A 20,341-nucleotide genomic window follows, 5' to 3' on the forward strand; every position below is an offset into this window, starting at 1 on the left:
TGTCCCATGTCGGATGCGTTGCTATCCGCAGAGTTGCTCACTCCACAGGTCTTTGGGTAAATTGGTTGGTGGAAACTGATGGGGCGCCGCCGGCATGAAGCTTGGACTTCAGCGGGTTCGGCGCAATTGGCTGGCTATAAGAGCATCAGGCGCGCAAGCGCTGGTTATGGAACGCATGAATAATAAATATTCAGCACGTGCATTACTACTTTTTTCCTGTCACAGGGGGAAGACCCCGGGTGCGGCTGTTTTCAAGCAAGGATCGCGAGTAGGCCCGCCGAAGGCTGAGCAGGGAGGGGGTGGATGAGCGCCTCATCAGTTGCGAATCGCTGCAGAGCCATGGTCAGTGCCGACATCACCACCAGCCCACGACCTTGCGCGAGTACAAGTCCAGCACGACCGCCAGATACAGCCAGCCTTGGGCCGTGCGGATATAGGGGTGAGTAGGCCGGGGGAGTTTCACCCCCAGCCTCTCGCAGAACCGGACGTGAGCCTCTCGACTCATCCGGCTCCCATCATCCAACCGCAGGAAGACATCCCATTCCCCAATGCGCAAAGGCAGTCGGGAATTGACGCGCAAGCCGCCCGAGGGCGTGTCTCGCCCGCGTTTTATGGCGAGCGAGAGATTTGTACTTGCGCATCATCCAGCGCACCAGGTAGTCATTCATGTGTTTCCAGATCACCGACATCGCCGAGCCATGGAAGCGGCCGTAGTACTGCTGCCACCCCCTTAGAATCGGATTGAACATCGCCGCCAGGTCGCCCAATTCGCGGTCGTACATCAGTTGCAAATGCCATCCCCGAATAGTCTGCCGCATCGCCTTGAGGGCGTCACGGCTGACCGCCGGGGCGAAGTTCACGTAGACCCGCTGATACTTGTCCACCGCTTTGCGCGGCCGGAAGGTGTATCCCAGGAAGGTGAACTGGACATCAGGATGTGCTTACCGCCGATTGACGTCCCGACAGTAGACGATCCTCGTCTTGCCCGGGTGCAACTCGAGCCCGCATTCGCGGAACCGCTCGCCGATCTTGTCTAACGCCAGCTTGGCCTGAGCCAAGCTCTTTCCATCGACCGGCAAACCTCGCTGACCGATAATCCTTGGTCTCGCACCATCCGTACCACTTCCAGCTTGAAGCTGGCGTCAAATTGTCGGCGCCTTCTTGTCATCTATCTTCCTTCCTCGTCGATTCCGGATTGTCCTCCTATCGACCTGTCCGAGGAAATTAGACCACCACACACATCACACACTGCAGTAGAGGGGGGCGTTATGACGATCGGTTTAGCCGTTTTGATGGTGGGAGTTCCGGTCGCGGCATTTTTTATCTGGGTTGCCCGGAATGGTCTACGTGCGGAGGAGAGGGAGCGGGAGGAGCGCCGTAGACGGAGTTTCAGGTGTCAATGTCGCGAAAAAGATGCCGAAGAGTGAGTTGCCTCATAGCCTTTTGGCAATTCTCTCGCACGTAGAGCACCGCTGCATGCGCCGGTGTCAATCATATCGGCTCAGCTGCATTGAACTCGAACTTCAATGGTGAAGGCCATATGCCAATAAGCTTTTATGACGCACGCCGTACTTTGGCGGCGGCTGTACCGTGCGTCGTCCCCTTCCACGTGATCGTCGCTAATTGTGTGCTTGACTCATCCAGCGGCTCGCGGGTTGTAATCAATTATCGTAGCGCAGTAGCGCAATTGGCGAACACGGCGTCCGCGTCGAACGATAGGCCTACCCAGCCCGTTGTGCAGCATCAGTTTCCACGCTAACATAAGTCCCCGGCAGCCGAGACAACGGCTGCCGACGTCGCTCGGACGGTTCCGGGCGCTTACGTAAAGGACCCTCTCATGACTGCCGCTTCTGGCAAGCGCCGCTTTGCGCGCATCGATCGCCTTCCTCCGTACGTTTTCAATATCACCGCCGAGCTTAAGATGGCCGCCCGCCGCCGTGGCGAGGACATCATCGACATGAGCATGGGCAACCCCGATGGCGCCACGCCGGCGCATATCGTGGCCAAGCTCACGGAAGCGGCGCAGCGGCCCGATACGCACGGCTACTCGGCCTCCAAGGGCATTCCGCGCCTGCGCCGCGCGATCTCGCACTGGTACCGCGAGCGCTATGACGTGGAGATCGATCCGGATACGGAGGCCATCGTCACCATCGGTTCCAAGGAAGGCCTGGCGCACCTGATGCTGGCCACGCTGGACCGCGGCGACACGGTGCTGGTGCCCGATCCCAGCTACCCCATCCATATCTATGGTGCGGTGATTGCCGGCGCGGATATCCGCTCTGTGCCGCTGGTGCCGGGCATCGACTTCTTTGCCGAGCTGGAGCGCGCTATCCGCGGCAGCTATCCCAAGCCCAAGATGATCGTGCTGGGTTTTCCGTCCAACCCCACCGCGCAATGCGTGGAGCTGGACTTCTTCGAGCGGGTCATCGCGCTGGCACGCAAGCACGATATCTTCGTGGTGCACGACCTGGCCTATGCCGACATCGTCTTCGACGGCTGGAAGGCGCCGTCGATCATGCAGGTGCCGGGCGCCAAGGACATCGCGGTGGAGTTCTTCACGCTGTCCAAGAGCTACAACATGGCGGGCTGGCGCGTGGGCTTCATGGTGGGCAACCCGGACCTGGTGGCGGCGCTCACGCGCATCAAGAGCTATCACGACTACGGCACCTTCACGCCGCTGCAGATCGCGGCCATCGCCGCGCTGGAGGGCGACCAGCAATGCGTCAGCGAGATCGCCGCGCAGTACCAGTCGCGCCGCGACGTGCTGGCGCGCGGGCTGATCGAAGCGGGCTGGCCGGTCGAGATCCCGAAGGCGTCGATGTATATCTGGGCACGGATTCCTGATCCATACCGCGCGCTGGGCTCGCTGGAGTTCTCCAAGCAGTTGCTGGCCAAGGCCAAGGTATCGGTGTCGCCGGGCATCGGCTTTGGCGACTATGGCGACGAGTACGTGCGCTTTGCCCTGATCGAAAACGAATCGCGCATCCGGCAGGCGGTGCGGGGCATCAAGGCGATGTTCCGCGCGGACGGGCTGGTCAAGCCGCCGTCGGCCGCGCAGGCATGAACGCGCGCTGCGCTCAGTAGCGGCGCAGCGCCTCCAGGTCGAGCACGTGCACCGCGCCGTGCTCGACCGCCAGCAAGCCTGCATCCTCCAGCACCCTGAGAGCAGCATTGGCCCGCTGGCGCGAGATGCCGGCCAGCAGGCCGACTTCTTCCTGCGTCAGGTGCAGGCTCACATTCTCGCTGTCCAGCGGACACAGCACGGGATGGAACAGCGTAGCCAGCGCCCGTGCCACGCGTCCTTCGATGCCGTGCAGCCGCTCATGCTCGACCGTAGCGATAAACAAGCCCAGTCGTTCATTGAGCTGGTCGAGCAGATAGCGGTTGAAGGGCAGGCTGGTCTCCTGCAGCCAGCGGAAGATCGCCGCGGGCATGCAGGCGATGCGTGAATCGCGCAAGGCCACCACGTCATAGCGCAGCGCTTCGCGCTTGAGCAGCGAGCCTTCGCCAAGCCAGCCACCGGCCGGCACGCCGGTCAGGGTCGCGCGCTTGCCCGAGGGCGATGCGCAATGCACCTTGACCAGGCCCTGTGCGATGCCGAGCCAGCTGTCCGCCAGGTCGCCCTTGCGGCTGACATAGGCGCCTTGCGGCACTGCACGTTCACGCAGTTCGGCGCGCACGCGCTGGCGTTGCTCCGGGGTCAGTGCTATTGCCCAGGGGCTACGCGCCAGCAGCGCGTCGAGGCTCACGGTGCCACATCCGTTCAGGCAGGCAAGGCGAGGGGCAACGGCTGTTCGCCGGGCGCCCACCACGGCTGGAACAGCGCCTGCACGGTGGCGTCATCCACGTCGTCATAGCTGGCGATGCGCCAGTGCGGCGTGTTGTCCTTGTCGACGATCAGCGCGCGCACGCCTTCGATGAAATCCCCTTGCGCGAACGTATTGACCACTATCGCCAGTTCCATGCGGAAGCAGTTGGCCAGGTCCATGCGGCGGCCGCGCAGCAGCAGTTCGCGCGTGGCGCAGGCGGACAGCGGCGAACGGGTGCGCAGCACGTCGATGGTGCGGGTGGCCCACGCGGTGTAGGCCGGGTCGTCCTGGCAGGCCAGTCCGGCCAGGATCTCGGGCAGCGTTGCGTGCGCCGGGAAATGCTGCAGCAGCGCCGGCAGCACCTGCAGCAGCGGCGCGTCGGCGGCGCTGGTCACGGGCTCGCGCACCAGCGCATGGTGCAGGTCTGCCAGCGTGTCCGGGCCCCAGGCGATGCCGGCGAGCGTCTGCTCCAGGCCGGCCAGCGTGGCGCTGTCGACCGCGGCATCGGCCAGCCCGCACAGCAGCGCGTCGGCCGCGCCGATGGTGACGCCGGTCAGCCCCAGGTACAGGGCCAGCTGCACCGGCAGCTTCGACAGGAAATGGCTGGCGCCCACGTCGGGCACCAGGCCGATGCCGGTTTCCGGCATGGCCACGCGCGAGCGTTCAGTGACGATGCGCAGGTGCGCGGCTTGCGCCAGCCCCATGCCGCCACCCATGACGATGCCGTCCATCAGCGCCACCAGCGGCTTGGGAAAGCGGTGCAGGCGATAGTCCAGCGTGTATTCGTCGATGAAGAAGCGCCGGTGCAGCGGCGTGCCGTCGCGGTAGCTGTCAGTCAGCGCGCGGATATCGCCGCCGGCGCAGAAGGCCTTGGGGCCGGCGCCGCGCAGCACCACGGCGCGGACGGCGTCGTCCTGCGCCCACGCTTCCATCTGCGCGCCGAGCGCGACGATCATCGGATACGACAGGGCGTTGAGCTGGCGCGGCCGGTTCAGCGTGGCAATGCCGACGCCGTTGACGACCTGGAACAGCACCTCCGGCTCGGCGGCATCCAGGTTGGCGGCCTTGGTCTCTTCAGTCAGGCGCATGGCGGGTTCCTAGGCGTTGCGCCATTGCGGCGTGCGTTTCTCGAGGAAGGCGTTGACGCCTTCGCGCTGGTCGGCATCGTCGAACAGGTCGACAAAGCGCTCGCGCTCCAGCGCCAGCGCGGCCTGGCGCGGCACGCCCTGGCGCGCCAGGTGCACCAGCCGCTTGCTGTGTGCGGCGGCACGGGGGCTGACGTTGCCGGCGCGCTCGGCCATCGCCAGCGCGGTGGCAAGGGACTGGCCGCGCGGCACGACTTCTTCCACCAGGCCGATGCGCAACGCGGTGGCGGCATCCACGCGCTCATTGGTCAGGATCATGCGCTTGGCCCAGCCTTCGCCCACCAGCCAGGGCAGCGTCTGCGTGCCGCAGCCGCACGGCAGCAGGCCGACGGCGGCTTCGGGTAGGGCCATCTGCGCCTGTTCCTCGGCGATGCGGATATCGCAGGCCAGCGCGCATTCCAGTCCGCCGCCCATGGCATAGCCGTTGATCGCGGCAATCACCACGGGCCGCGCGTTCTGCAGGGCCTCGAAGGCGGTGCCGAACTGCTGCGCCATCACGCGGGCGTGGGCGCGGTCGCCTTCGGCAAAGCCGTTCAGGTCGGCGCCGGCGCTGAAGAACTTCTCGCCGGCGCCAGTGACGACGACGGCGCGGATCTCGGGGTTGGCGTCGATCCTTGCCACCAGCTCGCGCAACTGCTGCAGGCCTTCGGCCGTGAAGGCGTTGGCGGGCGGGCGGCTCAGCGTCAGCGTGGCGATGTGGCCTTGCAGGGCGAACTCGATCATTGCTTGCCCTCCTTGTCCGCGGCGGACAGGTACTGGCGGATCACGCCGGAAAAGTCGAGCTGACCGTCGCCGGCATGGCTCACGGCCTGGTAGACCTGCTGCGCCAGCGCACCCAGGAACAGCGGCTGCTTCACGCTGCGCGCGGCGTCGGTGGCCAGGCCCAGGTCCTTGAGCATCAGGTCGGCGCCAAAGCCGCCGCTGTAGCCGCGCCCGGCCGGCGCGGTCTCGATCACGCCGGGCCAGGGGTTGCAGGTGTCGGAGGCCCAGCAGCGGCCGGTGGAGGTATTGACGATGCCGGCCAGCACGTTGGCATCGATGCCGAGCTTGACGCCCAGCGCCATCGCCTCCGACACGCCGATCATCGAGATGCCGAGGATCAGGTTGTTGCAGATCTTGGCGACCTGGCCGGTGCCGGTGCCGCCGCAATGGACCAGGTTGCGGCCCATGCCGGCCAGCACCGGGCGCACCTGGGCGAACAGCGCTTCGGTGGCGCCGACCATAAAGGTCAGCGTGCCGGCCTGCGCGCCGACGGTGCCGCCGGAGACGGGGGCATCGGCCAGCGCATTACCGTGCGCCTCGGCGGCAGCCGCCAGTTCGCGCACGGTGGCGGGGTCGATGGTGCTGGAATCCACCAGCGGCACGCCCGGGCGCACGCCGGCCAGCACGCCGTCCGGGCCCAGGTAGGCGCTGCGTACGTGGGCGGCGGCCGGCAGCATGGTGATGACGAAGTCGGCTTCGGCAACCGCCTTGCGGGCGGAATCCGCGGTGGCGGCACCCTCGGCGCACAGCGATGCCACTGCAGCGGCGTTGAGGTCGAATACGGTCAGCGTGTGGCCGGCCTTGAGCAGGTTGCGCGCCATGGGCGCGCCCATGTTGCCCAGGCCGATGAAGGCGATATGCATGGGGTCTCCTTCCGTGTCGTTCTTGAATGACGCCCGATTACTTCAGGCTGATGGTGGTATTCACCCCATCATTGACCGTCGCGTCGTCAAACCACCGCGCCGTCACCGTCTTGGTCTGCGTGTAGAACTGCACAACCTGCTTGCCATACGGCCCCAGGTCGCCCAGCTTGGAGCCGCGCGAGCCGGTGAAGCTGAAGTAGGGCACCGGTACCGGGATGGGGATGTTGATGCCGACCTGGCCGACATCGATTTCGCTCTGGAACTTGCGTGCCGCGGCGCCGCTCTGCGTGAACACGCCGGTGCCGTTGCCGAACGGATTGCGGTTGACCAGGGCGATGGCCTCGTCCAGCGTATCGACGCCGATCACCACCAGCACCGGCCCGAAGATCTCCTCGGTGTAGATCGACATGTCGGTACGGACATCGGTAAAGATGGTCGGGCCGATGAAGTTGCCCTGCGGATAGCCCGGCACTTCCACGCCGCGGCCATCCAGCACCAGCGTCGCGCCTTCGCGCTCGCCGGCGGCGATGAGGCCGAGGACCCGTTCCTTTGCCGCCACCGATACCACGGGGCCGACATCGGTGCCTGCTTCCGCGCCGGCGCCGACTTTCAGGGTCTTGGCGCGTTCGACCAGGTCGGGCACCCAGTCGCGTGCCGCTCCCACCAGCACCACCACCGAGGTGGCCATGCAACGCTGGCCGGCCGCGCCGAAGCCTGCACCGGCCAGCGCGTTCAGCGTCTGCTCCTTATGCGCATCGGGCAGTACCACCGCATGGTTCTTCGCGCCCATCATCGACTGCACACGCTTGCCGTGGGCGCCGGCCAGGTTGTAGACATGGGTGCCAACGGCGGTCGAGCCCACGAACGACACGGCCTTGATGTCCGGGTGCGTGCACAGCGCATCGACCACGTCCTTGGCGCCATGCACCACGTTCAGCACGCCCGGCGGCACGCCGGCTTCCAGCGCCAGCTTGACCAGCTCCATGGTGGACAGCGGATCCTGCTCCGAGGGCTTGAGCACGAAGGTATTGCCGCACACGATCGCCATCGGGAACATCCACAGCGGGATCATCGCCGGGAAGTTGAACGGCGTGATGCCGGCGCAGACGCCGATCGGCTGCTGCAGCGTGTAGGTGTCGACGGTGGCGGCCACGTTCTCGGCAAAGCCGCCTTGCTGCAGGGTGCCGATGGAGCAGGCGTGCTCCACCACCTCCAGCCCCCGGAAGATGTCGCCCTCGGCATCGGCCAGGGTCTTGCCCTGCTCGGCGGTGAGGATGGCGGCGATGCGCTTGCTGTGCTCGCGGATCAGTGCCTGGAAGCGCAGCATGACGCGCAGCCGCGCGCCGATGGGTGTATGGCGCCACGTGGCAAAGGCGCGATGCGCGGCGCCGACGGCTGCGGCGACTTCGCTCGCAGTGGCCAGCGGCACGCGTGCCAGCACTTCCTGCGTGGCGGGGTTGACCACGTTGCGGAATTCGGTGGCGGACGAATCCACCCATTCGCCGTTGATCAGCAGCGGCACGGTCGGCACGGCATTGTCGGTCTTGGGCACGGCAGTCATGGTTGTCTCCGGAAGGTCTGGTTCTGATGGCATGGGAAGGTGGGACTACAGGCTGCGCGCGATCAGCATGCGCTGGATCTCGCTGGTGCCTTCGTAGATCTGGGTGATGCGGGCGTCGCGGTAATGGCGCTCGACCGGGTAGTCTTCGAGGTAGCCGTAGCCGCCGTGGATCTGCAGCGCCTTGGAGCAAACGCGCTCGGCCAGTTCCGACGCATACAGCTTGGCCTGCGAGGCTTCGGACAGACACGGCACGCCTTCGCTGCGCATGCGCGCGGCGCGGTGCACCAGCAGGCGCGCGGCGTTCAGTTCGGTGGCCATGTCGGCCAGCATGTTGGCGATGGGCGGATGTTCACGCAGCGCGCGGCCGAACTGTATGCGTTCCGATGCATAGCGGCATGCGGCCTCGAAGGCCGAGCGCGCAATGCCGATTGCCTGCGCGGCGATGCCGATGCGCCCGCCTTCCAGGTTGGACAGCGCGATGCGCAGGCCTTCGCCGGGCTCGCCGAGCAGAGCGTCGTGCGGTACGGTGCAGTCTTCCAGCGTGATTGCGCAGGTGTCCGAGGCGCGGATGCCCAGCTTCTTCTCGGGGGCGTGGACGATGAAGCCCGGGGTGCCGGTCGGCACCAGGAAGGCCGAGATGCCTTTCTTGCCACGTTCGGGCTCGGTCGAGGCAAACACCACGGCAACGCCGGCACGCTGGCCGTTGGTGACGAACTGCTTGCTGCCGTTGAGCACCCAGCCGTTGTCGGTGAAGCGGGCGCGCGTGCGCAGGTTGTGCGCCTCGGAGCCGGCCTGCGGCTCGGTCAGGCAGAACGCGCCGATCATCTCGCCGCTGGCCAGCTGTGCCAGGTATTGTTCTTTCTGCGCATCGGTGCCGTAATGCAGGATCGGCCCGCAGCCGACCGAATTGTGCACGCTCATCATGGTGGCGCAGGCGGCGCAGCCGGCGGCGATCTCTTCGATGGCCAGCGCATAGGCGACGTAGTCGGTATAGGTGCCGCCCCATTCCTCGGGAACGATCATGCCCAACAGGCCCAGGGCGCCCATTTCGGCGACCACTTCGTCGGGCAGGCGGCCGTCGCGGTCCCATTGCGCGGCGCCCACGGCCAGCCGTTCGGTGGCAAAGGCGCGCGCGCTGTCGCGGATCATGGTTTGCTCTTCGGTGTAGTCGCTGTGCATGGCAGATTGGGGTGGGGCGTTTGGAGCCGCGCTGCAAGTCAGGCAGAATGCGCGCTCGGTGTTTTGACCTGCGGCCAGTGTAGGAACGCCAGGGGCGGGCTCCTATGCCAAAATCCGCCAATCTTCGTGAACTCGTTTGCCACCCGCCAGCGCCATGGAAAAAGGCAGTGTCGCCATCTGTTTCGTCCACCACGCCATTGCGGGGCTGCGCGCGCGCGGCATCGACCCCGATCCGGTGCTGCGCAGCGCGGGTATTGCGCCGGCGCTGCTGGCGGTGCCGCAGGCGCGTGTCTCGTCCGCCAGCTACAGCGAGCTGTGGCTGGCCGTGGCGGCGGCGCTGGACGATGAATTCTTCGGCCAGGACTCACGCAGCATGAAGTGCGGCAGCTTTGCCATGCTGTGCCACGCGGTGGCCGGCAGCCGCACGCTCGCGCAGGGGCTGGAGCGGATCACGCGGTACTTCCGGCTGCTGCTGGACGATATCGGCGTGCGGCTGGAGCGCCACGGCGACGAGGCCGCGCTGGTGCTGACCGCGCCGTGCGCGCACCTGGGGCGGCAGCCGGGCGTGTTTGCCAAGGAAACCATGCTGATCATGCTGCATGGCCTGATGAGCTGGCTGCTGCGGCGGCGCGTGCCGGTGCGGCTGGCGGCCTTCGACTACGACGAGCCGCCGTACAGCGCCGAGTACCGCGTCATGTATTCGCGCCAGCTGGCTTTTGGGCAGCCGGCGACGGCGCTGGTGTTCGATGCCGCGCTGCTGGAGCAGCCGGTGCGCCAGGACGAGCGCAGCCTGAAGGCCTTCCTGCGCGACGCACCGCACAACGTGGTGGTCAAGTACTCCGACCGCGCCAGCGTGGGCGCGCGCGTGCGCCGGCTGCTGCGTAACCAGCGTCCGGATCAATGGCCCACCTTTGAAGATCTGGCCGTCAGCCTGAACCTGTCGGCATCATCGCTGCGGCGCCGGCTGATGGAAGAGGGCGTCAGCTACCAGGACCTGAAGGATGCGCTGCGGCGCGACCTGGCGATCGAGGCGCTGAGCCATTCCGGGCGCCCGGTCGCGGATATCGCGGCCGAGCTCGGTTTTGCCGAGCCGGGCGCGTTCCACCGGGCGTTCCGGCGCTGGACCGGATCGCGCCCGGGGGCCTACCGCCGGTTGGCGGATGGTTGAAGCTGCGCGACTACAGCTGCGCAGCGTGGTGGCGGATGTGGTCGGCGATAAAGCTGGTGATGAAGTAATAGCCGTGGTCGTAGCCGCTGTGGCGGCGCAGCGTAAGCGGCTGGCCGACTGCCTGGCAGGCCGCGGCGAATGCCTCCGGGTGCAGCTGGTTTGGCAGGAACTGGTCGTCCAGGCCCTGGTCGACCAGGATGCCGGCCGGGAAGGGCGCACCCTGCTGGCGTGCCATCAGCTCGCTGGCGTCGTGCGCGGCCCAGGCGGCGCGGTCGCTGCCCAGGTAGCCGGTGAAGGCTTTCTCACCCCACGGGCAGCGCGACGGCGCGGCGATCGGCGCAAACGCCGACACCGAACGGAAGCGCTGCGGATGGCGCTGCGCCAGCACCAGCGCCCCGTGCCCGCCCATCGAATGCCCGAAGATGCCGACCCGGCCGGCGTCGCCAGGCAACGCGGTGGTGACCAGCCCGAACAGTTCGTCCGCGACGTAGCTCTCCATGCGCCAATGCTGGTTCCACGGCGCCTCGGTGGCATCGACATAGAAGCCCGCACCCACGCCGAAGTCCCAGGCATCGGCCTCGCCCGGCAGGCCTGCGTTGCGCGGGCTGGTGTCGGGTGCCACCAGCATCAGGCCGTGTTCGGCGGCAAAACGCTGCGCGCCGGCCTTGATCATGAAGGTCTCCTCGGTGCAGGTCAGGCCGGCCAGGTAAAACAGCACCGGCACCGTGCCGCCCGCCTGCGCCTGCGGCGGCAGGTAGACCGAGAAACGCATCGGCAGCCCGATGGCCGCCGAGTCATGGCGGTAGAAGCGCTGCACGCCGCCATGGCAGCCGTGTTGCGAGATCAGTTCCATGTCGGCGCCGTCCTTAGTACAGCACGACCGAGCGGATCGACTCGCCGCGTTTCATCAGATCGAAGCCCTCGTTGATGCGATCGAGCGGCAGCGTGTGCGTGATCAGGTCGTCGATATTGAGCTTGCCTTCCATGTACCAGTCGACGATCTTCGGCACGTCAGTGCGGCCGCGCGCGCCGCCGAAGGCCGAGCCTTTCCACTCGCGCCCGGTGACCAGCTGGAACGGGCGAGTGGAGATCTCCGCGCCGGCCTCGGCCACGCCGATGATGATCGACTTGCCCCAGCCCTTGTGGCAGCACTCCAGCGCCTGGCGCATGACCTGCGTGTTGCCGATGCATTCGAATGAGTAGTCGGCGCCGCCGTCGGTCAGCTGGATGATGTGGTCGACTACGTTCTCCACGTCCTTCGGGTTGATGAAATGCGTCATGCCGAACTTGCGCGCCATCGCCTCGCGCCCCGGGTTCAGGTCCACGCCGATGATCTTGTCGGCGCCCACCATCTTGGCCGCCTGGATCACGTTCAGGCCGATGCCGCCCAGGCCGAACACCACCACGTTGGCGCCGGCTTCCACCTTGGCAGTGAACAGCACCGCGCCCACGCCGGTGGTGACGCCGCAGCCGATGTAGCAGACCTTGTCGAATGGCGCATCCGGGCGGATCTTGGCCAGCGCGATCTCCGGCACCACGATGTGGTTGGCAAAGGTCGAGGTGCCCATGTAGTGGAAGATCGGCTTGCCGTCGATCGAGAAGCGCGAGGTACCGTCCGGCATCAGGCCCTTGCCCTGGGTGGCGCGGATCGCCTGGCACAGGTTGGTCTTGCGCGACAGGCAGAACTTGCACTGGCGGCATTCCGGCGTGTAGAGGGGGATCACGTGGTCGCCCGGCTTGAGCGAGGTCACGCCCGGGCCGACGTCGGCGACGATGCCCGCGCCCTCGTGGCCCAGAATCGCGGGGAAGATGCCTTCCGGGTCCGCGCCGGACAGGGTGTAGTAATCGGTATGGCAAATGCCGGTGGCCTTCACTTCCACCAGCACTTCGCCTGCGCGGGGGCCCTCCAGGTCCACGTCTTCAATGGTCAGCGGGGCACCGGCTTTCCAGGCGATGGCGGCTTTGGTTTTCATTGGGGGAGTCCTCCGGGGAAAGAATGTCTGGGCAGTGCTTGCGCGCCCGAGGCCATGACTATACGACCATCTGGCTGCCCACCGCCAGCCGGACTGCCAGGTCAATTACCCAAAAGGAGGTATTCGATCCTGCCAGCCTTTGCCGTAAGATCCGGCGGTCGCACCGCCGCGGCCGCGGAGCAACCGCCATGGGGTCGTCATTGTCGTCTGGTCCCGAGGCGCATTGCCTGAGGCCTTGCCCCCATTCCAGAACAAGAGCATGACAGACAATCCGTCCCATACCCGCCTGCTTGCCGGCATCCTTGCCATCCAACTGTTTGTTTGCGCCCCCGCAGTACTGGCGAAGCCGGATCCCGTCCCGACGCCAGGCTTTATCGCCGATGCCGGCCCTGCAGTGGATCCGTCGTCGCAGAGTCTCATCGCGGAACTGCAGCGGCGCATCGAGGATGCCTCAGTCAGGGAGCTGCGCGCCAGTGTCGACGGCGACTACGGCACGGCGCTGCTGCTGGCCGACGACAAAGTGCTCTGCTATGTAACGCTGCTTTACCAGAACAAGATATGGCGCGTCCTGCGGTTCGATAACCTTGGCGCAGCCGATGCAGCCTATCGCAATGCCAGCAAGCAGAATGGCGCCATTGCCGGCGACACCATCCGGCGGCAATTGCTGGCAACCCAGATACGCCAGTATGAGCGTGCCATCGAGGATGCACAGGTGCGCGCCGAAGCGCTCAACAATGACATGCGCCTGGTGCAGGCGCAGCGCCTGCGCATGGTGGAAGACCAGAAGACGTCGCGTGCCGAGGTGCAGACTGCCGAGCTCGATAGCCGTGCCGCCCGCGCCCAGCTTGAAAAGCTGCGCCGCGAGATCCGTCGCATCGAATCCTCGCTGGCGAATTCCGGCGAGATGCTGCCGGTCGCGAACAAGTCGCGCCACTGAACCGGCGAAGCGCCTGGGCTCCCGGGCCGCTTACTGGCTGCACGCAGGGCACAGCGCTGCTAGGCGGCAGTTGCCCGGCCCGGCGGCGGGCCGGCTGACGGCCCCAACTGCCCCTCATGGCGCCGCCCCAGCCACCATCCCAGCCCCGCCCACACCAGCGCCAGTACAGCCCCCGCCAGCGCCACCGTGGCGGGATGGCCCGACAAGGCATCGATCCCCGTCTTGACCCAGGCGCTGACCGCATCGCCCGCACGGTAGACGGCGGTGTCGATCACGTTCTTGGCCTTGTACTTGGTCTCGGGGTCGACCACGGTGAACAGCATCTCGCGCCCCGGGCGCAGCAGCGCGTATTCGCCGACTCGGCGCAGGATCATCACGCCGGCAAGCACGCCGAAGGTGGGCAGCAGGGCCAGCACAAGGAAGCCCGCGGCGACTGCCAGTGGCACGGCGGTCAGCAGCACCGCGACGCCATAGCGGCGCGCCATGCGGCCGGTGAAGAAGAGCTGGACCAGGATGGTCAGCGCCTGTACGGCGGCGTCCAGCGCGCTGAAGACCTGGGTCTGGCGGGTGCGCTCCGGGAAAGCCTCGGCCACCAGTCGCGCCTGCTCGAAATACAGGAAGGTGCTGGCCGTGGCCAGCAGGATCACGAACAGGCCGATGCCAAGCAGGTAGCGTGAGCGCAGCAGCAGCGACAGCCCGGCCAGCAGCGCGCCGCCGATCGGGTTGGCAGGATCCTGCAACGCGCCGGCGGCGGCTTCGCCCGCCTGCACCGCGCCTGCGCCGGCGCGGCGGCGCCAGCCAAACAGCCAGCCGACGCCCGGCAGTGTTGCGGCCAGCAGCGCGGCTGACAGGAGCATCAACCCGGTCAGGCCGATCCGCGGCACCAGCCAGCCGCCCAGCACCGGCCCGGTCAGCCCGCCCGCGCTGGCGCCGGCTGCCAGCAGCGCGAACAGCCGGCGCGCCTGCTCGGGCCGGAATACATCGGCCATCAGGCTCCATGCCACCGATACCACGAACAGGTTGAACACCGACAGCCAGACGTAGAACACGCGCGCCAGCCAGATGTTGTCGGGCAGGGCGCGCGTGGCCAGCGCAAAGCCCAGCAGGTTGGCGATAAAGAAGGCGTACACCCAGGGCACGAAGCGGCGCCGCGGCAGCCAGGCGCAGACCGCGCCGTACACCGGGATCGCGGCCAGCATCACGACAAAGGTGGCGGTGAACAGCCACTGCAGGTTCTTCACGCCGCCGGCAATGCCCATGGTCTCGCGCACCGGGCGCAGCATGAAATAGCTGGCGAACAGGCAGAAGAAGAACAGGAAGCCGGCCACCACGGCGCCGGCCTCGCCGGGGCGGATGCCTAAGCCGCGCCGCAACCGGGCCAGTCCGCTGCCAGGCGCATCGCGCGCGGGATCGTCCACGATCGATAGCGCTCAGCGCAGCAGCGCGGCGATACGCTCGCGCTGGCCCGGGTCAGGCATGCGGCCCAGCCCGGCCCCCAGGTTGTCGGCCATGTTGCGCGGTTTGGAGGTAGCCGGGATCGCCGCCGTCACGGCGGGATGGCTGACGATGAACTTCAGGAACAGCTGCCCCCACGAACCGCAGTCGATATCGCCGGCCCACTCCGGCAGCGGGTGGTCCTTGACCACACGGAACAGGCGCCCGTCCTGGAACGGCCGGTTGACCAGCACCGCCACGCCGCGCGCTTCGCACAGCGGCAGCAGCGTGCGTTCGGCATTGCGCTCGGCCACGGAGTAGTTGACCTGGACAAAGTCCACGCGCTCGCTGCGCACGATCTTCTCCAGCGCCTCGTGCGCGTCCTCGCGGTAATGGGTGATGCCCAGGTAGCGGATGCGGCCCTGTTCCTTCAGTTCGCGCAGCCAGCGCAGGTTGACCTGCCAGTCGATCAGGTTATGCACCTGCAGCAGGTCGATCTTGTCAACGTGCAGGTCGGCGAGCGAGTGCGCCCATTGCGCCTGCGCCGGTGCGCCGGACCGGGCCGAGATCTTGGTAGCCAGGAACACCCGGTTGCGGGCATTGGCCGCGCTCAGCAAATCGCCCGTTACGGCTTCGGCGCTGCCGTAGCTGGGCGCGGTATCGATGACCGAACCCTCGGTCTGCAGCAGCAGCCCCAGCACCTCGGCCAGCGGCTTGCGTTCATCGGCGCTGGTGCCGACATTAAAGGTGTCGGCGGTGCCCATGCCGATCACGGGCAGGGCGTCGGTGGTGCCAGGGATGTTGCGGCGCATGGGTGCGGCGACGGTGGCGGCATGGGCCGGCAGCACCGGGCCGAGGCCGGTGGCCGCCAGTCCGGCGGCCAGGCTGAGGAATGAGCGGCGGTCGATCGACATGGGGTGGTTCCCGGCAAGTCACTGACTGGTTGACCTTAGGCCGTGTGCGGGGCCTTGTAAACCGTTGCGTTGATGCCAGCGCACAAAGCCGCGCCGTGCATCATGGTACACAGCGTGCGACACTGCGGGGCGCCGGGAATGCCTTGCCGGCGCTGTTTTCATCACCGCTGTTTCCATCTCTTACCCGGAGCCTCTGCGCGCATGGCGAGTCTTCTTGGCGTGTTGTTCGACGGCGTGGCCTACGGCAGCCTGTTGTTCCTGATCAGCGTAGGCCTGTCCGTGACCCTGGGCCTGATGAACTTCGTCAATCTCGCACATGGCGCCTTTGCCATGCTGGGCGGCTATGTCGCGGTGGTGCTGATGAACCGTGCGGGCGTGCCGTTCCTGCTGGCGCTGCCGGTGGCGTTCGCGGGCGCGGCCGCGGTGGGCTGGCTGCTGGAGCGCACGCTGTACCGCCGGCTCTACCAGGCCAGCCACCTGGACCAGGTGCTGTTTTCCATCGGCCTGACCTTCATGGCGATGGCCGGCGCCACCTACGTGTTCGGCCCCGGCCAGCAGCCGGTGGAGTTGCCGGAGATGCTGCGCGGGCAGGTGCGGGTGGGCACGCTGGAACTTGGCGCCTACCGGCTCTTCCTGGTCGGCGTGGTGATCGTGATCACGCTGGCGCTGGGCTGGCTGGTGTCGCGCACGCGCTTCGGCGCGCAGGTGCGCGCGGCCGTGGACAACCAGCAGGCGGCACGGGGGCTGGGTATCAACGTCAGCCGCGTGTTCAGCCTGACCTTTGCGCTGGGCTCTGGCCTGGCGGGGCTGGGTGGCGGCCTGGGGATCGATGTGCTGGGTCTCGATCCGTCCTTCCCGCTCAAGTACATGGTGTATTTCCTGCTGGTGGTGGCGGTGGGCGGTGCCGGCACCATCCGCGGGCCGTTGCTGGCGGCGCTGGTGCTGGGCATTGCCGACGTGGCCGGCAAGTACTACGTGCCCGCGGTGGGAGCGTTCGTTATCTACGCGATGATGGTGGTGCTGCTGGTGCTGTTTCCGGCCGGGCTGTACGGGAGGCGGGCATGAAGGCGCTGATCCGGTCGATGCGTGCGTCGGCGTCCCAGGCCGGCACGCGGCACCCGCTGCCTGACGGGCGCTGGCACCTTGCCGAGCTTGTCTTCTGGCTGGCGCCGGTGGCGGTGTTCTTCCTGTTGCCGGACTACCTGATCCTGGGCAGCCAGGTGCTGATCACCGGGCTGTTCGCGCTGTCGCTGGACCTGATCCTTGGCTATGCCGGCATTGTTTCGCTGGGCCATGCGGCGTTCTTCGGGCTGGGCGCCTATACGGCGGGGCTGCTCGCCGCGCATGGCTGGGGCGAGCCGCTGTCCGGGCTGGTTGCCGCCGCCGCTGTCGCGGGACTGGCGGGCTGGCTGTCGGGCTTCCTGGTGGTGCGTGGTGGCGACCTGACACGGCTGATGGTCACGCTGGGCATCGGGCTGATGCTGTTCGAGGCCGCCAACAAGGCAGCCTTCCTGACCGGCGGCGTGGACGGTCTGTCCGGCGTGGCCATGGACAAGCTGCTGGGCGTGTTCGAATTCGACCTCTTTGGCAAGACCGCCTACCTGTACAGCCTGGCCGTGACTTTCGTGCTGTTCGTACTGCTCAGGCGGCTGACGCAGTCGCCGTTCGGGCTGTCGCTGCGCGGTATCCGCGAAGGCGCGCGGCGCATGCCGGCGCTGGGCGCCAATGTGCCGCGCAGGCTGGGTGCGGTGTTTACGGTGTCGGCGGCGGTGGCGGGCGTGGCGGGCGGGCTGCTGGCGCAGACCACGCAGTTCGTCGGGCTGGATGTGCTGGGCTTCCCGCGTTCGGCGGAACTGCTGGTGATGCTGGTGCTGGGCGGGGCCGGACGCCTGTATGGCGCACTCGCCGGCGCGGCGCTATTCATGATCGCGCAGGACGTGCTGGCCGGCATCAACCCGGTGTACTGGCAGTTCTGGATCGGTTTGCTGCTGGTGGTGATGGTGCTGTTCGCGCGTGGCGGCGTGATGGGCGCGGTGGATACGGTACGCAACTGGCTTGCGTCACGACGCAGGCACGGGGAGACGCCATGACGCAACTGCTGCGTACCGAAGGCCTGTCGCGCCACTGGGGCGCGTTTGCCGCCAACAGCGAGATCTCGCTGAGCTTCGCACCGGGCGCGCGCCAGGCGCTGATCGGCCCGAACGGCGCCGGCAAGACCACCTTCATCAACCTGCTGACCGGGGCCATCGCGCCCACGGCGGGCCGGATCTGGCTGGGGGAGCAGGACATCACGCGGCTGCCGCAGCATGCGCGGGTGCGTCTGGGCATGACGCGCACGTTCCAGATCAACACGCTGTTTCCCGGCCTGACGGTGCTGGAATCCGTGGTGCTGGCCGTGGCCGAGCGTACCGGCGCCGTGCGGGTCTGGTCGCGCACCGTGGCCTCGCAGCGTGCGCTGGCCGACGAAGCCATGGCCGTGCTGGCCAGCCTGCGGCTCGACGCCGAGGCCGATACCGAGACCCGCCAGCTGCCCTACGGCAAGCAGCGGCTGCTGGAGATCGCACTGGCGCTGGCAACCCGGCCGTCGATCCTTCTGCTCGACGAGCCCGCCGCAGGCATCCCGGCCGCGCACAGCGCCGAGCTGTTCGAAGTCATCGCCGCGCTGCCGCGCGACATCACCATCCTGTTTATCGAGCACGACATGGACCTGGTGTTCCGCTTTGCCGAGCGCATCACGGTGCTGGTCGGCGGCAAGGTGCTGACCGAAGGCACGCCCGTCGAGATCGCCGCCGATGCGCGCGTGAAGGAAGTCTATCTCGGGGAGGCCGCGCATGACTGAGCTGCTGTGCGTACAGGGGCTGTGCGCGGGCTATGGCGATGCCGTGGTGCTGGACGGCATTGACCTGGCACTGGACGCCGGCGACAGCCTGGCGCTGCTGGGGCGCAACGGCGTGGGCAAGACCACGCTGCTGGCCACGCTGATGGGCATGACGCGGCTGCGCGGTGGCACGCTGCGCTGGCAGGGGCGGGACCTGGCCCGGCTGGCGCCGCACCAGCGCGCCCAGGCCGGTATCGGCTGGGTGCCGCAGGAGCGCTGGATGTTCCCGTCGCTGACGGTGGAAGAACACCTGAGCGCGGTGGCCCGGCCCGGGCACTGGAACGCCGCGCGCGTGTACGAGGTCTTTCCGCGCCTGCAGGAGCGCCGCCGCAACCTGGGCAACCAGCTATCCGGAGGCGAACAGCAGATGCTGGCGATCGCCCGCGCGCTGGTGCTCAACCCCGCGCTGTTGCTGCTGGACGAACCGATGGAAGGCCTCGCGCCGATCATCGTGCAGGAACTGCAGCGGGTGATCCGGCAACTGATCGGCCAGTCTGGCATGGCGGTGATCGTGGTGGAACAGCATGCGCGGCTGGCGCTGGCGATGACGCAGCGCGCGATGGTGCTGGACCGGGGGAAGGTGGTGCATGCCTCGGACAGCGCTGCGCTGCTGGCGGACAAGGCGCGGCTGGATGCGCTGGTGAGCGTGGGCGGGGCGTGACGTGGCCGCGTGACCTAGTGAAGCTTGGATCGATGTGCCACACCAAAACGCGCTGACAAGTCGTTGAGACGCTGGTCCAGTGTCCATAGCAGTGCGCCTGGCGTGATCAAAGTGGAAGCCAGCAATGAGACATCCACCAGGCCGCAGCCCAGTCCATACAGTTTCTCTTGCTCGATGAACGCTATGACCTCTGCCAGGCTCGCCTGCCTTGCAGGCTGCAACAAGCGGATGTCGCCGAGTGTCCGGGCACGCGGTGCCGGCGGCGTCCCGCAAGCTAATTCAACCAGGACCATGGGGTGGGTCAGTGCTTGATCCGACACGAGCAAGCTGACCAGTGCGTCATTGCGGTTCTTGAAATGATCTACCCACACAGAGGTGTCGACGAGCACGCTCATTTGGCTTCAGGTTCCTTGCGGCGACGTGGCACATCTTCCATGGCGGGGGCGGCGCCACCCAGTGCCGCGAGGCGCTTGGCTGCTTGTACCCGAACGAAAGTCTTGATTGCCTCACGAAAGAGGTCAGATTTGTCCATGCCAGGGTCAGCTACCTCTAGTGCTTGTTCATACAGGGCGTCGTCGATCGTGACGGTCGTGCGCATACCATGCTCCTTGCTTCATATTGGATGTCATATTGCATCAAAAATAGCATCCTTGCAAGGTTGTTCGCGGGTGCGACGGATCGTTCACCGCCACACCTGCGAGCCGCTACTGCATCTGCCTACGGCGACATTGCGAGGCCCAGAAATGGGACGGCGTCGAAGTCATCACCGATCTAGGTTCAGGCCTCAACGACAAGAAGAAGGGTCTACTGAAGCTGCTGACCGAGATCCTTCATCACCGTGACGGCGCCTCGTGCTGGTGACCAAGGACCGTCTGCTGCGCTTTGGCTCGGAGTTGCTGTTCCGCATCTGCGCGATACGCGGCGTCGAGGTCGTGATTCTGGATGCGGACGAAGATATCCCGCAAGAGCAACAACTCACGGCAGACCTCGTTGAGATCCTCACCGTGTTCTCGTCAAGGTGATACGGCTCACGCAGTCGTAAAAACTTGCGCGCACT

21 protein-coding genes and 1 pseudogene are annotated in these 20,341 nt (G+C 66.8%); 8 read left to right on the forward strand and 14 right to left on the reverse strand.

All coding sequences use genetic code 11. The features are described from left to right. Nucleotides 1-515: 515 nt before the first annotated feature. A complete protein-coding gene (locus DN412_RS44010) occupies nucleotides 516-884 on the reverse strand; it encodes a group II intron maturase-specific domain-containing protein (RefSeq protein WP_208647585.1) in 369 nt (122 codons plus the stop codon). 149 nt (nucleotides 885-1,033) lie between these two features. Continuing rightward, nucleotides 1,034-1,168, reverse strand: coding sequence for a transposase (locus tag DN412_RS09585; RefSeq protein WP_115014311.1), 135 nt, complete (start codon nucleotides 1,166-1,168; stop codon nucleotides 1,034-1,036). Between the two features lie 669 nt (nucleotides 1,169-1,837). On the opposite strand from DN412_RS09585, the gene alaC reads away from it, so the two are divergent. Further along, the gene (gene alaC, locus DN412_RS09590; RefSeq protein WP_078199983.1) at nucleotides 1,838-3,064 is read left to right on the forward strand and encodes an alanine transaminase; all 1,227 of its coding nucleotides are present in this window, start codon (nucleotides 1,838-1,840) and stop codon (nucleotides 3,062-3,064) included. A 13-nt stretch (nucleotides 3,065-3,077) separates the two neighbouring features. Here the strand turns inward: alaC and DN412_RS09595 are convergent, their stop codons facing one another. Genes DN412_RS09595 through DN412_RS09620 form a run of 6 tightly spaced genes read right to left on the reverse strand, consistent with a single transcriptional unit; the run spans nucleotide 3,078 to nucleotide 9,319 of the window. Continuing rightward, nucleotides 3,078-3,749: a Crp/Fnr family transcriptional regulator gene (locus DN412_RS09595; protein WP_115014313.1), complete on the reverse strand. Its 672-nt coding sequence runs from the start codon at nucleotides 3,747-3,749 to the stop codon at nucleotides 3,078-3,080. Nucleotides 3,750-3,763: 14 nt separating this feature from the next. Continuing rightward, nucleotides 3,764-4,897, reverse strand: a complete 1,134-nt coding sequence (locus tag DN412_RS09600) for an enoyl-CoA hydratase/isomerase family protein (protein WP_115014315.1) — start codon at nucleotides 4,895-4,897, stop codon at nucleotides 3,764-3,766. Between the two features lie 9 nt (nucleotides 4,898-4,906). Further along, nucleotides 4,907-5,677, reverse strand: a complete 771-nt coding sequence (locus DN412_RS09605; RefSeq protein ID WP_115014318.1) for an enoyl-CoA hydratase — start codon at nucleotides 5,675-5,677, stop codon at nucleotides 4,907-4,909. Further along, nucleotides 5,674-6,579 (reverse strand): 3-hydroxyisobutyrate dehydrogenase, encoded by a 906-nt coding sequence (gene mmsB, locus DN412_RS09610; RefSeq protein ID WP_115014320.1) that lies wholly within the window; start codon nucleotides 6,577-6,579, stop codon nucleotides 5,674-5,676. The genes DN412_RS09605 and mmsB overlap by 4 nt, the downstream gene beginning before the upstream one ends. A gap of 37 nt (nucleotides 6,580-6,616) precedes the next feature. Then, nucleotides 6,617-8,140, reverse strand: a complete 1,524-nt coding sequence (locus DN412_RS09615; RefSeq protein ID WP_115014322.1) for a CoA-acylating methylmalonate-semialdehyde dehydrogenase — start codon at nucleotides 8,138-8,140, stop codon at nucleotides 6,617-6,619. 45 nt (nucleotides 8,141-8,185) lie between these two features. Then, on the reverse strand, nucleotides 8,186-9,319 hold the full coding sequence (locus tag DN412_RS09620; protein WP_115014325.1) for an acyl-CoA dehydrogenase family protein: 1,134 nt from the start codon (nucleotides 9,317-9,319) through the stop codon (nucleotides 8,186-8,188). A 154-nt stretch (nucleotides 9,320-9,473) separates the two neighbouring features. On the opposite strand from DN412_RS09620, the gene DN412_RS09625 reads away from it, so the two are divergent. Further along, nucleotides 9,474-10,487 carry an AraC family transcriptional regulator gene (locus tag DN412_RS09625; RefSeq protein WP_115014327.1) on the forward strand — a complete coding sequence of 338 codons (1,014 nt, stop codon included), beginning with the start codon at nucleotides 9,474-9,476 and terminating at the stop codon, nucleotides 10,485-10,487. Nucleotides 10,488-10,497: 10 nt separating this feature from the next. Here the strand turns inward: DN412_RS09625 and fghA are convergent, their stop codons facing one another. Next, entirely contained in the window at nucleotides 10,498-11,340 is an 843-nt protein-coding gene (gene fghA / locus DN412_RS09630) for an S-formylglutathione hydrolase (protein WP_115014329.1), read from the reverse strand. 13 nt (nucleotides 11,341-11,353) lie between these two features. Next, complete coding sequence (locus DN412_RS09635) at nucleotides 11,354-12,460, reverse strand: S-(hydroxymethyl)glutathione dehydrogenase/class III alcohol dehydrogenase (RefSeq protein WP_115014331.1); 1,107 nt, start codon at nucleotides 12,458-12,460, stop codon at nucleotides 11,354-11,356. A 259-nt stretch (nucleotides 12,461-12,719) separates the two neighbouring features. Here DN412_RS09635 and DN412_RS09640 point away from each other — a divergent pair, with 259 nt between their 5' ends. Further along, nucleotides 12,720-13,397: a DUF2968 domain-containing protein gene (locus DN412_RS09640; RefSeq protein WP_115014333.1), complete on the forward strand. Its 678-nt coding sequence runs from the start codon at nucleotides 12,720-12,722 to the stop codon at nucleotides 13,395-13,397. A gap of 59 nt (nucleotides 13,398-13,456) precedes the next feature. Here the strand turns inward: DN412_RS09640 and DN412_RS09645 are convergent, their stop codons facing one another. After that, nucleotides 13,457-14,815 (reverse strand): NTP/NDP exchange transporter, encoded by a 1,359-nt coding sequence (locus DN412_RS09645; protein WP_115014335.1) that lies wholly within the window; start codon nucleotides 14,813-14,815, stop codon nucleotides 13,457-13,459. Nucleotides 14,816-14,827: 12 nt separating this feature from the next. After that, nucleotides 14,828-15,745, reverse strand: coding sequence for an aldo/keto reductase (locus tag DN412_RS09650; protein WP_115014337.1), 918 nt, complete (start codon nucleotides 15,743-15,745; stop codon nucleotides 14,828-14,830). 201 nt (nucleotides 15,746-15,946) lie between these two features. Between DN412_RS09650 and DN412_RS09655 the strand changes: the two genes are divergently transcribed. Genes DN412_RS09655 through DN412_RS09670 form a run of 4 tightly spaced genes read left to right on the forward strand, consistent with a single transcriptional unit; the run spans nucleotide 15,947 to nucleotide 19,284 of the window. Beyond that, on the forward strand, nucleotides 15,947-16,810 hold the full coding sequence (locus DN412_RS09655) for a branched-chain amino acid ABC transporter permease (RefSeq protein WP_115014339.1): 864 nt from the start codon (nucleotides 15,947-15,949) through the stop codon (nucleotides 16,808-16,810). Further along, a complete protein-coding gene (locus DN412_RS09660; RefSeq protein ID WP_115014342.1) occupies nucleotides 16,807-17,835 on the forward strand; it encodes a branched-chain amino acid ABC transporter permease in 1,029 nt (342 codons plus the stop codon). The genes DN412_RS09655 and DN412_RS09660 overlap by 4 nt, the downstream gene beginning before the upstream one ends. After that, nucleotides 17,832-18,584, forward strand: coding sequence for an ABC transporter ATP-binding protein (locus tag DN412_RS09665; RefSeq protein ID WP_115014345.1), 753 nt, complete (start codon nucleotides 17,832-17,834; stop codon nucleotides 18,582-18,584). Before DN412_RS09660 ends, DN412_RS09665 begins: the two co-directional genes overlap by 4 nt. Further along, nucleotides 18,577-19,284 carry an ABC transporter ATP-binding protein gene (locus tag DN412_RS09670; RefSeq protein ID WP_115014347.1) on the forward strand — a complete coding sequence of 236 codons (708 nt, stop codon included), beginning with the start codon at nucleotides 18,577-18,579 and terminating at the stop codon, nucleotides 19,282-19,284. Before DN412_RS09665 ends, DN412_RS09670 begins: the two co-directional genes overlap by 8 nt. Before the next feature lie 14 nt (nucleotides 19,285-19,298). On the opposite strand, the gene DN412_RS09675 is transcribed toward DN412_RS09670, so the two are convergent. Both DN412_RS09675 and DN412_RS09680 read right to left on the reverse strand, forming a co-directional pair. Then, a complete protein-coding gene (locus tag DN412_RS09675; protein WP_115014350.1) occupies nucleotides 19,299-19,679 on the reverse strand; it encodes a type II toxin-antitoxin system VapC family toxin in 381 nt (126 codons plus the stop codon). Then, a complete protein-coding gene (locus tag DN412_RS09680; protein ID WP_115014352.1) occupies nucleotides 19,676-19,882 on the reverse strand; it encodes a type II toxin-antitoxin system VapB family antitoxin in 207 nt (68 codons plus the stop codon). Before DN412_RS09680 ends, DN412_RS09675 begins: the two co-directional genes overlap by 4 nt. 158 nt (nucleotides 19,883-20,040) lie before the next feature. Between DN412_RS09680 and DN412_RS44445 the strand changes: the two are divergent. After that, nucleotides 20,041-20,306: pseudogene (locus DN412_RS44445) on the forward strand (recombinase family protein); the annotation flags it as partial. Nucleotides 20,307-20,341 lie beyond the last annotated feature (35 nt).

Origin of the sequence: Cupriavidus lacunae (assembly GCF_003353055.1) — a bacterium.
Classification (GTDB): domain Bacteria; phylum Pseudomonadota; class Gammaproteobacteria; order Burkholderiales; family Burkholderiaceae; genus Cupriavidus; species Cupriavidus lacunae.